This window comes from Arthrobacter nitrophenolicus, assembly GCF_000332815.1.
Lineage (GTDB): Bacteria > Actinomycetota > Actinomycetes > Actinomycetales > Micrococcaceae > Arthrobacter > Arthrobacter nitrophenolicus.
This window is the reverse complement of record NZ_AOFD01000001.1, coordinates 14,478-28,655: the sequence shown is the minus strand read 5'-3', so window position 1 is coordinate 28,655 and position 14,178 is coordinate 14,478. Positions and strand designations below refer to the sequence as shown.

General features: G+C 65.7%; 13 protein-coding genes and 3 pseudogenes. 9 read left to right on the top strand and 7 right to left on the bottom strand.

All coding sequences use genetic code 11. The features are described from left to right. The first annotated feature begins 8 nt into the window (after positions 1–8). From G205_RS00145 to G205_RS00130, 4 genes and pseudogenes are all read left to right on the top strand, one after another. On the top strand, positions 9–623 hold the full coding sequence (locus G205_RS00145; protein ID WP_009356230.1) for a carbonic anhydrase: 615 nt from the start codon (positions 9–11) through the stop codon (positions 621–623). 87 nt (positions 624–710) lie between these two features. Continuing rightward, a pseudogene (locus G205_RS00140) lies at positions 711–2,137 on the top strand (class II fumarate hydratase). 265 nt (positions 2,138–2,402) lie between these two features. Further along, the gene (locus G205_RS00135) at positions 2,403–2,954 is read left to right on the top strand and encodes a TetR/AcrR family transcriptional regulator (RefSeq protein ID WP_009356229.1); all 552 of its coding nucleotides are present in this window, start codon (positions 2,403–2,405) and stop codon (positions 2,952–2,954) included. Beyond that, positions 2,951–4,651 (top strand): MDR family MFS transporter, encoded by a 1,701-nt coding sequence (locus tag G205_RS00130; protein WP_009356228.1) that lies wholly within the window; start codon positions 2,951–2,953, stop codon positions 4,649–4,651. Before G205_RS00135 ends, G205_RS00130 begins: the two co-directional genes overlap by 4 nt. Before the next feature lie 108 nt (positions 4,652–4,759). Here the strand turns inward: G205_RS00130 and G205_RS00125 are convergent, their stop codons facing one another. After that, entirely contained in the window at positions 4,760–5,230 is a 471-nt protein-coding gene (locus tag G205_RS00125) for an NUDIX hydrolase (protein ID WP_009356227.1), read from the bottom strand. Between the two features lie 24 nt (positions 5,231–5,254). Further along, positions 5,255–5,797, bottom strand: coding sequence for a prepilin peptidase (locus tag G205_RS00120; protein WP_035751564.1), 543 nt, complete (start codon positions 5,795–5,797; stop codon positions 5,255–5,257). Between the two features lie 59 nt (positions 5,798–5,856). Here G205_RS00120 and G205_RS00115 point away from each other — a divergent pair, with 59 nt between their 5' ends. Together G205_RS00115 and G205_RS00110 are read left to right on the top strand one after the other, a co-directional pair. After that, positions 5,857–6,651 carry a hypothetical protein gene (locus tag G205_RS00115; protein WP_009356225.1) on the top strand — a complete coding sequence of 265 codons (795 nt, stop codon included), beginning with the start codon at positions 5,857–5,859 and terminating at the stop codon, positions 6,649–6,651. A 41-nt stretch (positions 6,652–6,692) separates the two neighbouring features. Beyond that, positions 6,693–7,334, top strand: a pseudogene (locus G205_RS00110) (GNAT family N-acetyltransferase); the annotation flags it as partial. Between the two features lie 218 nt (positions 7,335–7,552). Here the strand turns inward: G205_RS00110 and G205_RS00105 are convergent. Continuing rightward, entirely contained in the window at positions 7,553–8,971 is a 1,419-nt protein-coding gene (locus G205_RS00105; RefSeq protein ID WP_035751562.1) for a PhoH family protein, read from the bottom strand. 238 nt (positions 8,972–9,209) lie between these two features. After that, positions 9,210–9,971, bottom strand: a complete 762-nt coding sequence (locus tag G205_RS00100; protein WP_009356222.1) for an isoprenyl transferase — start codon at positions 9,969–9,971, stop codon at positions 9,210–9,212. A 151-nt stretch (positions 9,972–10,122) separates the two neighbouring features. Here G205_RS00100 and trhA point away from each other — a divergent pair, with 151 nt between their 5' ends. Further along, complete coding sequence (gene trhA / locus G205_RS00095) at positions 10,123–10,866, top strand: PAQR family membrane homeostasis protein TrhA (protein ID WP_009356221.1); 744 nt, start codon at positions 10,123–10,125, stop codon at positions 10,864–10,866. Between the two features lie 70 nt (positions 10,867–10,936). Here the strand turns inward: trhA and G205_RS00090 are convergent, their stop codons facing one another. Together G205_RS00090 and mca are read right to left on the bottom strand one after the other, a co-directional pair. Beyond that, positions 10,937–11,272 (bottom strand): hypothetical protein, encoded by a 336-nt coding sequence (locus G205_RS00090; protein WP_009356220.1) that lies wholly within the window; start codon positions 11,270–11,272, stop codon positions 10,937–10,939. A 90-nt stretch (positions 11,273–11,362) separates the two neighbouring features. Beyond that, a pseudogene (mca, locus tag G205_RS00085) lies at positions 11,363–12,267 on the bottom strand (mycothiol conjugate amidase Mca). Between the two features lie 112 nt (positions 12,268–12,379). Here mca and G205_RS00080 point away from each other — a divergent pair. Then, positions 12,380–12,838 carry a DUF4307 domain-containing protein gene (locus tag G205_RS00080; protein WP_035751560.1) on the top strand — a complete coding sequence of 153 codons (459 nt, stop codon included), beginning with the start codon at positions 12,380–12,382 and terminating at the stop codon, positions 12,836–12,838. Between the two features lie 151 nt (positions 12,839–12,989). Beyond that, entirely contained in the window at positions 12,990–13,484 is a 495-nt protein-coding gene (greA, locus tag G205_RS00075; RefSeq protein WP_009356217.1) for a transcription elongation factor GreA, read from the top strand. A gap of 74 nt (positions 13,485–13,558) precedes the next feature. On the opposite strand, the gene G205_RS00070 is transcribed toward greA, so the two are convergent. After that, on the bottom strand, positions 13,559–14,170 hold the full coding sequence (locus G205_RS00070; RefSeq protein WP_009356216.1) for a rhomboid family intramembrane serine protease: 612 nt from the start codon (positions 14,168–14,170) through the stop codon (positions 13,559–13,561). Positions 14,171–14,178: the final 8 nt, after the last annotated feature.

Here is a 14,178-nt window from a genome sequence, read left to right as displayed (position 1 = left end):
GTAGTCGCGTGGCTACATACCTGACTCCTGCACTTGCCTGGCGCCGTCTGCGCGAAGGAAACGAACGCTTTGTCAGCGGCGAGACGTCCCATCCCAACCAGGACGCGTCGCGCCGCTCCTCCCTCGTGGAGAACCAGCACCCGTTTGCGGTGATCTTTGGTTGCTCCGATTCCCGCCTCGCGGCCGAGATCATCTTCGACGTCGGACTCGGTGACGTCTTCGTGGTGCGGACGGCCGGCCAGGTGATCGATGATGCCGTCCTGGGTTCCCTCGAATACAGCGTGGGGGTGCTGGGAGTGCCGCTGATCGTGGTCCTCGGCCATGACAGCTGCGGCGCCGTCAGCGCCACCAAGTCAGCCGTGGAGACCGGCCAGATGCCTGCCGGCTTCATCCGTGACCTCGTCGAGCGCATCACGCCTTCCGTACTGACTTCGCTGCGCAACGACGAAACCGAGGTCAACGACATGGTGGTGGAGCACGTCAAGCAGACCTCGCAGCGGCTGGCGGACAGCTCGCGTGTGATTTCGGACGCAATTGAACAGGGCCGGACGGCTGTCATCGGCCTTTCGTACAGCCTGGCAGAGGGCCGTGCGAACCTTGTTTCGGGAATCGGCGAGCTCTAGAAGGCATCTGTACGGGGCCCGGCAAGGGCCCCGTAGCATGCTGTTCACGGTTTTCGATGGGGTGGCTGGTCGCCATAAGCTAGCCCCATGACTTCCACTGAAGAGTTCCGCATTGAACATGACACGATGGGCGAAGTCCGCGTCCCCGTGAACGCACTGTACCGCGCGCAGACGCAGCGGGCAGTGGAGAACTTCCCGATTTCCGGCAAGACCCTGGAACGCACGCACATTGAGGCGCTCGCCCGGGTGAAGAAGGCTGCTGCCCAGGCCAACGCTGAACTGGGTGTGCTCGACGGCGAGCTGGCCAAGGCGATCGCGGACGCGGCTGACGAGGTTGCTGCCGGCAAGTACGACGGCGACTTCCCCATCGACGTTTTCCAGACCGGCTCCGGCACCTCCTCGAACATGAACACGAACGAGGTCCTCGCCGAGCTGGCCACCCGCGCCCTGAAGGCCGCAGGCAGCGACAAGGTTGTCCACCCGAACGACCACGTCAATGCTTCCCAGTCCTCCAACGACGTGTTCCCCACCTCCGTGCACGTTGCGGCCACCTCCGCGCTGATCAATGACCTGATCCCCGCCCTGGGCTACCTGGCGGAGTCGCTGGAACGCAAGGCTGTTGAGTTCAAGGACGTGGTGAAGTCCGGCCGCACGCACCTGATGGACGCCACGCCCGTGACCCTGGGCCAGGAGTTCGGCGGCTACGCGGCACAGGTCCGCTACGGCATCGAGCGCATTAACGCCTCCCTCCCCCGCGTTGCCGAGGTTCCGCTGGGCGGCACCGCCGTGGGCACCGGCATCAACACCCCCGCAGGGTTCCCGGAGCGCGTCATCGAACTGCTCGCCACCGACACCGGGCTGCCCCTTACGGAGGCCCGCGACCATTTCGAGGCACAGGCAAACCGCGACGGCCTGATCGAGCGTCCAGCCAGCTGCGCAACATCGCCATCTCGTTCATGAAGATCAACAACGACCTGCGCTGGATGGGCTCCGGCCCCAACACGGGCCTCGGCGAGATTGCCATCCCGGACCTGCAGCCCGGCTCCTCGATCATGCCCGGCAAGGTCAACCCGGTCATCTGCGAGGCGTCCATCATGGTGGCCGCACAGGTTATCGGCAACGACACCGCCATCGCCTGGTCCGGTACCAACGGCGCCTTCGAGCTGAACGTCGGCATCCCGGTCATGGCTGCCAACCTGCTGGAGTCGATCCGCCTGCTGGCCAACACCAGCCGCGTCATGGCGGACAAGATGATTGACGGCATCACGGCCAACGTGGAGCGCGCCCGCTTCCTGGCCGAGGCCTCCCCGTCCATCGTCACCCCGCTGAACAAGTACATCGGTTACGAGAACGCCGCCAAGATCGCCAAGACCGCTGTCGCGGAGGGCCTGACCATCCGCCAGGCAACCGAGAAGCTGGGCTTCGTCGGGGACGGTGAAGGCAAGGTCTCCGAGGCCGACCTGGACAAAGCACTTGACGTCACCACCATGACGGCGCCCGCCCACAAGGCGTAGGGCCGCACCGCCCCCTGGACGCCCGACGGCGGCCGGTCACCTTTCGAAACGGAAGGTGACCGGCCGCCGTCGGGCTTTAAGGCCCGTAAACGGCCCGACCGCGCATGAAGTTGCACTCATTGCCTTAAAGTGCAAAACTTTACTTCGTGAATGATAGTGCAACTTCCGGATCCGGGCTGCGGCAGCGGAAACGTGCGGCCACCCGAGGTGCCATCACGCAACGGCCAGGGCCCTCACTGCCGAACGCGGCCTGAACGGCTACACGGTGGAGGAAGTCTGCGAGGCGGCAGGCATCTCGCGCCGCACCTTTTTCAACTACTTCCCCACGAAGGAAGACGCCATCATCGGCCACGCGGACGATGACGTTCCGGCCGACATCATCGACGAGTTCGTTGCCGGCGGATCAGACTCGCCCTCCGGTGAGATCTCACCCACCCTGTTCCGCGACCTGGTCCGGCTCTCCCTGCAGCTGTCCGAACACATGTCGGCGTCCGAAGAGGAAACCCGGCAACTGATCGCCGTGGTCAAGAAAGAACCGCAGCTCATCCTGCGCATCATGGGCGTCACCGAACAGCGCGAAGCGCAGTTTGCCCGGGACGTCGCCCGGCGCGAGGGCGTCCCGGCGGACCACCCTGTGGTGCAAATGGCCGTGGTGCTGCTGGGCACGATTGCCCGCAAAAGCAGCATGGCCTACTTCTCGGACGGCAACACCCGCCCCTACCAGGAGCTGCTGATGGAGAACATCTCCGCAGCCAGCCTGCTCTTCTCCCAGCCATTCAACACCTTGGAAACCACAGCCGCAGAAGGACACCAATGAGTACAACCACCAAGCCGCCGGCCGGTCCGCTGCTGCTGACCCAGAAGCGCATCTGGATCATCTTCTCGGCCCTGATCGCCGGCATGCTGCTCTCCAGCCTCGACCAGACCATCGTGTCCACGGCCATGCCCACCATCGTGGGCAAACTGGGCGGGGTGGAACACCAGGCCTGGATCACCACGGCCTACCTGCTGGCCACCACCATCGTGATGCCGATCTACGGCAAGTTCGGCGACATCCTGGGCCGGCGCAACCTGTTCCTGGTCGCAATCGCCCTGTTCACGCTGGCTTCGGTTGGCTGCGCCCTGGCCACCGATTTCTGGGGCTTCGTGGTCTTCCGGGCAATCCAGGGCCTGGGTGGCGGCGGCCTGATGATCCTGTCCCAGGCCATCATTGCCGACATTGTCCCCGCGAAAGACCGCGGCAAGTACATGGGCCCGCTGGGCGCCATCTTCGGTCTCTCGGCAGTGGCAGGCCCCCTCCTTGGCGGCTTCTTTGTTGACCACCTGACCTGGGAATGGGCCTTCTACATCAATATCCCCATCGGCATCGCAGCCTTCGCCATCGCCTGGTTCACACTCACGCTGCCGAACAAGAAGGCAGAGAAGCGGATCGATATCCTGGGCGTCGCCCTGTTGTCCGCCGCCACCACGTGCCTCATATTCTTCACCGACTTCGGCGGCAAGAAGGACGAGGGCTGGGATTCACCCCTCACCTGGGCCTTCGGAGCCGGCCTGCTGGTGTCCGCCGCCGCGTTTGTCCTGGTGGAGCGCCGTGCGGAAGACCCCATCATCCCGCTCAGCCTGTTCCGCAACCGTATCTTCATCAACGCCACCGCCATCGGCTTCACCCTGGGCCTGGGCATGTTCTCGGCCATCGCGTTTGTCCCCACGTTCCTGCAGATGTCCTCCGGCACTTCCGCCGCCGAGTCCGGGCTCCTCATGCTCCCCATGATGGCCGGCCTGATGGGAACCTCCATCTACTCGGGCATCCGGATTTCCAAAACGGGCAAGTACAAGATGTTCCCCATCCTGGGTGCCGCGCTCACGATGGCCGCCATGCTGTGGATGACCACGCTGGCCGCGAGCACCCCCATCTGGGTGATCTGCGTGCAGCTGTTCGTGTTCGGCGCGGGGCTGGGCCTCATCATGCAGGTTACCGTGCTCGTGGTCCAGAATTCCGTCCCCGCGGACCAGATCGGTACCGCGACCAGCACCAACAACTATTTCCGCGAAGTGGGGGCCGCCATGGGTGTGGCGGTGTTCGGGGCCATCTTCACCAACAGGCTGTCCGAGTCCCTGACCAACGCGTTCACCGGGGCGGGAGCCTCGGCGGACCAGGCGGCCCAGTCCACCAGCACGCTGGATCCGCAAGCGCTCAGCCAGCTCCCGCAGCAGCTGCGCGACGCCATCGTCAATGCCTACGCGGACTCGCTGGCACCGGTGTTCTGGTACCTGCTCCCGTTCATCGCCGCCGCCCTGCTGCTGGCCATCACGCTAAAGCAGATCCCCCTCTCCGACACCGCGGGGATGGTGGCCCGCGGCGAGGCCGTGGGCGGCGAGGAGGCGGAACTGCTCGCGGCCGGCCTGGCCGGCAGCCCGGCCATCGGTTCATCCACTTCCGCGGTCCCGGACCCGGCAGAAGTCCGGCTGGCTGTCAAGGACGACGACGGCGAGCTGGTCTCCCAGGGCCGCTGACCGCCGTCGTCCGCGCCACAGCCGCGCCCGGGCAGGGACGCGGCAATCGACAGGCAGGGACGCCGCAATCTTGGGGGTTGCGGCGTCCCTGTCGTGTGAGGCGGCGGCTCAAGGTTCGAAGTGGGCGGCTTCCGCCGGCGCCAGGGCGTGCCGGATACTCGAAAGGTGGCCCGGCATGAGCTCGGGAAGCTCGTCCAGGGCGAACCATCCCACGGCCAGGGACTCGTCATCGTTAACCCTCGCCGTCCCGCTGACGTACCGGCACCTGAAAACCACGTCGAGGAACTCGCACACATCCCCGTTCGGATAGGTGAAGGGGCCCACCGCTCCCACGGACACCACCCGCTCGGCTTCCGCCACGACTGCCGTTTCCTCGAAAATCTCACGCACCAGGCCCCGTGCCGGCTGCTCCCCCGGCTCAAGGATTCCGCTGACCAGCGCCCACTGCCGGTTGTCCGTCCGCTGCGCGAGCAGGACGCGTCCTGCGTCGTCGAAGACCACTCCGCGGACCCCCGGAATCCACAGGGGGTCGTTGCCGATCTTATTCCGCAGGCTCAGGATGTACTCAGGCGCAGGCATACGGCCAGCCTACCCGTGGCGCCGTCAGGCGGGCAGGAGCATGGCGGCGGCGGTCCCGGCCAGCATGAAGGGACCAAACGGGATGGAGGACTTCAGCGTCCCACGCCGGGCTGCCAGGAGCGCGACAGACCAGAGACCGCCGAGCAGGAACGCCAGGAAAGTCCCGGCAAACAGATGCCCCCAGCCAAGGTAGCCAAGGTACATTCCCAGCACGCCTGCCAGCTTCACGTCGCCGAACCCCATGCCGGGCGGGTAGGCAAAGCGGAGCACAAAGTAGAAAAGCCACAGCACGGCCGCACCAGCCACGACGCGGAGCGCCGGCACGGCAAACAAGGCAGCACTAAGGTTGCCGCCCGCCGGGGCGGCGGCACCGGCAATGGCGGCGCCCAGCAGCAGGATGCCGGCCACGGCGTAGGACGGGAAGACGATCCGGTTGGGCAGCAGGTGGTGCCGGACATCAATTACCGTCAGCCGGACAGCCATCACCGCGAAGTACAGGCACGCCGCGAGCACCAGCCAAAAAGCAGCCGGCATGTGCTGCCACAGATCCCCCAGTCGACCAATCACCCCTCGGATGCTACTGGAATTCCCGTCGCCGCCGTACCGTGCCCGCGTAAACTGTGGATATGGCGACATGGGATTCCCGGCACCGGCCGGATCCGGACCGCGGCGCATCGTCCGCAGACCCAATCGCCACGTTCCGCAACCTGTGCCGGTCCTCGCCCTGGAAGTGGCAGTCGCTGCGCTTTGAGTACTGGGACGAACCCTTCACCGAGGCACCGTCTCCCACGGCTCCCCTGGTGCGGGCATGGCTGCGCCGGCCCGGCGCCCTCCGCCTGGAAAGCCCGGACGGACTGGTCCTCCACAGCACCACCGGAATCAACGATTCCCGCGACGGGCTCTACGTCAGCTCCACCCGGAAATCATGGCTGCTGCCGCCGCAGCTGGTCACACCCGTCTACGACGGCTCCGGCCTGGTCAAACGCCGGCCCGAAGCCGCCTACGGGGAACCCGGTTTCGGAAACGGCCGCTTCTCCGCTGCCTTGGATCCGGTTGAACTTGCCGGCAACTCTCCCGTTCCCCTCGAGTTTCCAGGCAGCAACGCCTTGCTGGTGGAGGAGCACCGTGCTGTTGACCATGAAGGCAGACCAGCTCTGGAGGCAGTGGTAATCCCCACTCCCGCCTACCATCCGGCGGATCCTGCTGCACCACTCTGCCTTGCCGGGCGCAACCGTATCCGGGTGGACGTGGGAACCGGCGTGTGCGTTGCCAGCCAATCCCTGGAACCCGCCACCAGCGAGTACGGCCAGTGGCTGCGGATCCTCGCCGTGGACGAATACATGCTCGATGACCTGTTCCTGGCCGAATCCATGAACCTCACGGATGTGCGGCGGCATATCAGCTGGGACATCCCCGCCTGATGTGACAAAGCCTGGCAGAACCCATCCGCTAGGCTTCGCTGATGACTACACTGGGTTCCGTTTGGCCACTCTTCGACCTCAGGCTGACCACGCCTCGGCTGGAACTGCGCCCGATCCGGGACGAGGACATTCCGGCCGCCGTCGACGCGGCACGCAGCGGCATCCATGAGCCCGGGAAGAGCCCGTTCAGCACTCCGTGGACCGAGGTTCCCGGGGAGGAGCTGGGCACCAACATGGCCCGCTGGTACTGGCGCTGCCGGGCTGAGTGCAGCCCCGAGTCCTGGACGCTTCTCCTGGGCATTTGGCACGAGGGCAAGTTCATCGGCTGCCAGGACGTCGGTGCCAAAGAGTTCGCCCTGCTTAAGACCGTATCCACCGGATCCTGGCTGAAGCAGTCCGTGCAGGGCCGGGGCCTTGGCAAGGAGATGCGCGCCGCCGTCGTCCTGTGGGCCTTTGACTGGCTGGGTGCCGAAGTCGCCGAATCCGAGGCCGCCGCCTGGAACGAAGCCTCCCTCGGAGTCTCCCGCTCCCTCGGCTACGAACTCAACGGAACCACCCGCAAGGCCTGGGGCCCGCAGATCGAAACTGTCCAGCACGTCCGCCTCACCCCAAACACCTTCAAGCGCCCCGACTGGCAGTTACAGGTCGAGGGCCACGAAGCAGCAGCCAAGTTCCTGAAGGTGACTGACCACGAGGCGGGTTACGGTCCTTCGCGTAGGAGCGCATCGCCGACCAGAGCGATGCGCAGGTCGCCCAGCGACCGTAGCGGCGCGCCGGGAGGAAGCGGCGTCCCGAGGGTCCCGAGGCGAGCTTGCGAGCCTTGGGAAGGGACCTCCGCGCTAAGCGACGGCGAAGGGCCGTGGCCCGCCGAACGGAACCACGGCCCTCCAGCCACCTCCGCTTAGCCTTCGAGCAGCTCGGTGACCAGAGCTGCGATCGGGGACCTTTCGGAGCGGGTCAGGGTGACGTGGCCGAAGAGCGGGTGGCCCTTCAGGGTTTCGACGACGGCGGCGATTCCGTCGTGGCGCCCGACGCGGAGGTTGTCCCGCTGGGCGACGTCGTGGGTCAGGACGATCTTGGAGTTCTGCCCGATACGGCTCATGACGGTCAGCAGGACGTTCTTTTCGAGCGACTGGGCCTCGTCGACAATCACGAAGGCGTCGTGCAGGGAACGGCCGCGGATATGGGTGAGCGGCATGACCTCGAGCATTCCGCGGTCCATGACCTCCTCCACCACTTCCTGGCTGACCAGCGCGCCGAGGGTGTCAAAGACGGCCTGGGCCCAGGGGTTCATCTTCTCGGACTCTGAACCGGGCAGGTAGCCGAGTTCCTGGCCGCCGACGGCGTAAAGGGGGCGGAAGACGATGACCTTGCGGTGCTCGCGCCGCTCCAGCACCGCCTCGAGGCCGGCGCACAGGGCAAGGGCCGACTTGCCGGTGCCGGCCCGGCCGCCGATGGACACGATGCCGACGGCGGGGTCCATCAGCATGTCGATGGCCAGGCGCTGCTCGGCGGACCTGCCGTGCAGGCCAAAGACGTCACGGTCGCCCTTGACCAGGCGGACCTGCTTGTCCGGTCCCACCCGGCCAAGGGCGGAGCCGCGGTTGGACAGCAGCACCAGGCCGGTGTTGACAGGCATTTCTGCTGCGGCGGGGATGAAAACGGGTTCGTGGCCGTAGAGGGTGGAGATTTCCTGTTCGTTGGCCTCAACCTCCGCGACGCCCGTCCAGCCGGAGTCCTTGACCAGTTCGTTGCGGTATTCGTCGGCCGTCAGGCCCATCGCCGAGGCCTTGACCCGCATCGGCAGGTCCTTGGACACAACTGTGACGTCCCGGCCTTCGTTGGAGAGGTTCTTCGCCACCGCAAGGATCCGGCTGTCGTTGTCCCCGCTGCGGAAGCCCAGCGGCAGCACCTCCGACGAAATGTGGTTCAGCTCCACCATGAGGGTGCCGCCGTCGTCGCCGATGGGGATTGGCTGGTTCAGTCCGCCGTGTTTGACCCGGAGGTCGTCGAGGAGCCGGAGGGCCTTGCGGGCAAAGTAGCCGAGTTCGGGGTCGTGCCGCTTGGCCTCCAGCTCCGTGATGACCACCACCGGGACAATGACCTCGTGTTCGGCAAAGCGGAGCAGGGCGCGCGGGTCGGACAACAGGACTGACGTGTCGATCACGAACGTGTGGATGAGGGCTTCCCTTCCGGAGACGGCAAAACCGGCCGCAGCATCCGTTGCTGCGCCGGTTTGTGTAGTGGCTCGCGTGGCGCGAGAGGTAGCTTTCCCTCCCTGGTCGAAAAGGACCTCGGGCAGTTGTTCAGAAGTAGCCACATCGACTCCAGCCCCGGGGCAAGCCCGGAATTGTTATTGGTGAGGCGGCTCGGCCACGAGGCCGGGTCCGGCCTCCCATACAACCGGTGCGATGTTTCGCTCCATGTACTGGCCTCCCCGATCAGCCGGCGGTTTTGCCTGCTGATGGATATAACGTAAATCCACTCCAGGTAATTTCCGCAACCATTACGCGGCGATTCCTGTTGCGCCGGCGTGAACTCCCCGTGAACCGGAGATGTCAGGTCCCGAAGCGCCGCTGCCGGCCCGCGTAATCGCGGAGGGCCCGCAGGAAGTCCACTTTGCGGAAGGCCGGCCAGAGGGCCTCGCAGAAATAGAACTCGCTGTACGCGCTCTGCCACATCAGGAATCCTGAGAGCCTTTGTTCGCCCGAGGTGCGGATCACCAGGTCAGGATCCGGCTGGCCCCGGGTGTAGAGGAATCGGGAGATGTCGTCCACGCAGAGTTCATCCGCCAGCCGGGAAATGTCGGTGCCCTTGGCCACGGCGTCATGCAGGAGTTCGCGGACCGCGTCCACGATCTCACGCCGCCCGCCGTATCCGACGGCCACGTTGACGTGGATCTTCTCCCGGACGGGCGTCCGGGCCGTCAGTTTGTTGAGCCGCTCGGCGAGGTAGCCGGGCAGCAGTTCCGGGGCACCCATTGCATGGACGGAGATGTTGGCATCCTCGTCCAGCCGGTCCAGGGTGTTGGCGATGATCCCCATCAGGAGGTCAAGCTCTTCGCTGGACCGGTTCATGTTGTCCGTGGACAGCATGTACAGGGTGACCACCTTGACGCCGAGCTCCTGGCACCAGCCCAGGAACTCATGGATCTTGTCCGCGCCGGCCTGGTGGCCCTGGCTGGTGGGGGCGTTGAACTGCTTTGCCCAGCGCCTGTTGCCGTCCACCATGACACCGATATGGCGGGGAATGCGGTCGCGGGGCAGGTCTTTGAGGAGCCGCCGCTCGTAGAAGCCGTAAAGGAACCCGGGCAACTCCACGCGTCGACTCACCTGACTTCCTCGCTGTACGTACTTGCACATCCTAGCTACCGCCCGCGCGGCGGCGGGACGTCCCGTCCCGTGGCCGGCGGCAGCACCGCCGTCGTGTTACCAGCCAGTAACTTACCGGACCGTAGATTATTCTTGGAGGATGAACAGCGACTCCTCCGACGTCCCGAACCTGCCCCGGCCAAAAGGCGGAAACGGGCGGAAAGACGCCGGGCAGGGCGCCCTCGACGAGGCAGCGGTACGGCTGGCAGAGCTGTTGATGATTAAGCCGAAATGGCGCGGCTGGATCCACGCCGTGACCGCCCCGCTGGCCCTTGTTGCTGGCGTGGTGCTGGTGGCCCTTGCACCCAGCGTGGACCGTAAAATCACCTCGGCCATCTACGCGGCCACGGGCGTGCTGCTGTTCGGCGTCAGCGCCGTGTACCACCGCGGCAACTGGTCCCCGGCCGTGAAAATGGTGCTGAAACGGCTGGACCACACCAACATCATGCTGGTGATCGCGGGCAGCTATACGCCGCTGGCCTGGACCCTCCTGGAGCGGCCGCAGGCTGTTCTCCTGCTATGGGTCATCTGGTCCGGCGCCATCCTTGGGGTGCTTTTCCGGCTGCTATGGACGGATGCCCCGCGCTGGCTGTACGTACCGATCTACATAGCCCTGGGCTGCGGTTCCCTGTTCTACCTGCCGCAGTTCTTCCAGTCCAGTGTTCCAGCCGCAGTGCTGATCTGCGTGGGAGGCGTCCTGTACATCACCGGCGCGGTGTTCTATGCCCTGAAGAAGCCGAACTTCAGCTACCACCACTTCGGGTTCCATGAACTGTTCCACGCCTTCACCGTCTTCGCCTTTGCGGCCCACTTCACGGCGATCGCCATGGCCGTCCTCAGCTAAGCAGACGAGGCCTCATCCAGGGCCGGCCGGGCGGGAAGCCGGCGGCACTGTGAAAGCCCGGCGCGGGGCCCTAGTCCTGCGGCCGGGACTGGCCGGGGGCAATGCCGTTGCCATCGCCGTCGGACTGCCTGGGTGTGGACTCCAGCCCGTCCTGCGCGTCGGCCGCCGCCACATCCGCGGCTGCGGCGGCTGCCATGCGGTCCTCTTCCACCTGTGCCCGGTAGCGGACCCTGCGGATCCGGCGGACCATGTCCACGATCAGCAGGGCAGTGGCCACCACGAAGAAAGCGGTCATGATGAAGCCCAGGAGGCCCGGCGTCACCTGGTCCTCAGAGATGCCTTCCCGCAGCGTAGGGGTGGGCAGCGGCGTGGGGGTGGTGGCCAGGCTGAGGAGCAGATGATGCACGATTAAACCTTCTGTGGAACGGGTGGCGGCGGATGGCGCGGCCGGAGGGCCGGCTTATCTTCTACGCGGCATAGAAATTGCCTGCCGCTACTATCTTAGCCCCGCGAACAGGTCCTTCTCCGGGAGTTCTGAGGCACCCGGGAATGGATCAGCGAGTAGTCCTCCCACGGCCAGGCGCGCCGCTGCATCTCCGCCGACACGGCAAAAAAGAACCCCAGCGGATCCACCTGCGTCCGGTGTGCACGCAGGGCGTCCTCGCGCACCTCGAAGAAATCGCCGCAATCGATCTGCGTGGTGGTCGGATGTGCTGCCGGCGGCGGCGTGTGGCCCTCGGCGTCGGACTCCAGCCAGGCGGCCAGCCGCTCGGCATACGGAGACTGCAGGCCGGCCTCCTCCAGCGCGAAATGCAGCGCCCGGAACCGCTCCGGGCTGAAAGCCCTGTCGTAGTAGAGCTTGCTCGGCTCCCACGGCTCCCCCGCACCGGGATAGCGTTCAGGGTCGCCCGCCGCCTCGAAGGCTTCGACTGCCACCCGGTGGGCCATGATGTGGTCCGGGTGGGGATATCCGCCATTCTCGTCGTAGCTCAGGATGACGTGCGGCTTGAAGGAGCGCACCAGCCGCACCAGGGGCGCCGCGGCCCGGTGCAGCGGCAGCGTGGCAAAGGCGCCCGCGGGCAGCGGCGGCAGCGGATCGCCCTCGGGAAGCCCGGAATCCACGAACCCGAGCCATCGCTGCCTGATGCCCAGGATTTTGGCGGCACTCTCCATTTCAAGGCGCCTGGCCCCGGCCATGTCCCGTTTGGGGTGCGGTTCGCCTTCCACCGCCGGGTTCTGGATGTCCCCTCGGGAACCGTCCGTGCATGTTGCCACCATGACGTCCACGCCGGAGGCGGCGTATTTGGCCATCGTCGCAGCGCCCTTGCTGGATTCGTCATCCGGGTGGGCATGGACTGCAAGCAGCCGTAGCGGTGCCGGGGAGTTGCTGGACGCTGTCATGGAGGGACGGCTCCTCATTCATCTTTGGTTATGGCTGTTACAACGGCGGGCGGGCCGCTGCCGCCACCGGGTGCAGGACCGGCACCGGCGGAATGGGCACTAAACTGGACGGGTGACTTCCCCGGACCAGCCGGCCCCATCCGCGCCCGCAGACACTAGCCTAGCCAATCGCTATGGTGCTAAAAAGCGGGGGCTCTCCGCCGCTGCCAAGCGGGCCATCGCCGTGGTGGCCCTGGCGGGCGGGATCGGCTTCATGGCATGGGTCTCCACGTCCAACTCGCTGACGGATATCTCGTTCAAGGACATCGGCTACAGCACCCCTGACGGCACGCTGGCCGAGGTGGACTTCCAGGTGACCCGGGAACCGGGGACCGCTGTGCAGTGCGCTGTCAAGGCGCTGGATTCCAAGTTCGCCATCGTGGGCTGGAAGGTAGTGGACATCCCGGCAGACGCCCGGGAGGGAACGTCCGACGGCGGCAGGACAGTGACGCAGCGCGTGGCCGTCCGGACCGAATCGCCGTCCGTGTCCGGCGTGGTGGACGACTGCTGGATAGCGGATAAAGCGGATTAGTGGATGTGACGTGCGCCGCTCCCCTGTTGGGATAAGTCCACAGGATTGACTACAATGGAGCAATACCTTCACCCCGCTGAGCTGGTTACTGTTCCACAAGTGGCCACTGTGGCGGGGTCTTTTGCATGTAGGACCATTAGAGGAGAAGTCCGTGTCTACCACCAACAGCGCAGCTGCAGCCTGGCTTACCCAGGAAGCTTTTGACCGCCTGAAGGCAGAGCTGGACCACCTTTCCGGCCCTGGCCGGGCGGAAATTGTCCAGAAGATCGATGCAGCCCGGCAAGAGGGGGACCTCAAGGAGAACGGCGGCTACCATGCCGCCAAGGAGGAGCAGGGCAAGATTGAGGCCCGCATCCGCCAGCTCACGGTCCTGCTCCGCGACGCCCACGTGGGCGAGTCTCCCGCTGACGATGGCATCGTTGAGCCCGGCATGATCGTCGTCGCCAGGATTGCCGGCGACGAGGAAACCTTCCTGCTCGGATCCCGCGAAATCGCAGGCGATTCCGACCTGGACGTGTTCAGCGAGAAGTCTCCGCTGGGAGCTGCCATCCTGGGGCACAAGGAAGGCGAGACGCTCAGCTACACGGCACCGAACGGCAAGGACATCAAGGTGGAAATCCTGTCCGCCAAGCCGTACGCAGCCTAGTTCCAGACAGGCACACAAAAAAGCGCCGGCACCCGCAAGGGGCCGGCGCTTTTGCGTTCCCTGCCTGCGGCCGGTCAGGCCACGCGGGCCGTCCGCGGCCGCAGCAGCAGCGCCGCCACCAGTCCCCCGGCGGCACCGCCCAGATGTGCCTGCCACGAGACGAAACCGGAAACGATGGGCAGGATCCCGAGCAGGATGCTCCCGTACCCCATGAAGAGGACCACGGCCAGGAGGATCTGCCGCCAGCTGCGGTTGAAGAAACCCCGGACCAGGAGGAACGAGAACAAGCCGAAAACGAGGCCCGACGAGCCCACGGTGACGCCGCTGTCGCCGATCAGCCAGACCGTAAGTCCGGACCCCAGCCAGCTGAAAGCCAGGGCGGTCATGAACACCCGGAGGCCGGAGAGGAACACCAGGAATCCGAATATGATCAGCGGCAGGCCGTTGGAGAGCAGGTGGTTCAGGTTCGCGTGCAGGAGGGGAAAGGTGAAGATGTCCAGCAGCCCGTCAGCGCTGCGGGGCCGGAGCCCGAACGTCGCGTTGAGCGAGCGGAGCATCACCATGTTGAAGAGCTCGATGACAAACAGCAGGACCACGAAAGCGCCAAGGACCAGCAGGCCGCCCTTGGCCCTCGCCGCCACGGTTTGGCGCTGCCTGATGCCCCCGTCCCCGGTCAGCCCTTCCATGGCACCTC

What these genes read in the sequence shown, in the direction of transcription:
- G205_RS00130 (WP_009356228.1), top strand. Translation starts at nt 2,951, where the DNA reads ATGAGTACAACCACCAAGCCGCCGGCCGGTCCGCTGCTGCTGACCCAG.
- G205_RS00125 (WP_009356227.1), bottom strand. Translation starts at nt 5,230, where the DNA reads ATGCCTGCGCCTGAGTACATCCTGAGCCTGCGGAATAAGATCGGCAAC.
- G205_RS00115 (WP_009356225.1), top strand. Translation starts at nt 5,857, where the DNA reads ATGGCGACATGGGATTCCCGGCACCGGCCGGATCCGGACCGCGGCGCA.
- trhA (WP_009356221.1), top strand. Translation starts at nt 10,123, where the DNA reads ATGAACAGCGACTCCTCCGACGTCCCGAACCTGCCCCGGCCAAAAGGC.
- G205_RS00070 (WP_009356216.1), bottom strand. Translation starts at nt 14,170, where the DNA reads ATGGAAGGGCTGACCGGGGACGGGGGCATCAGGCAGCGCCAAACCGTG.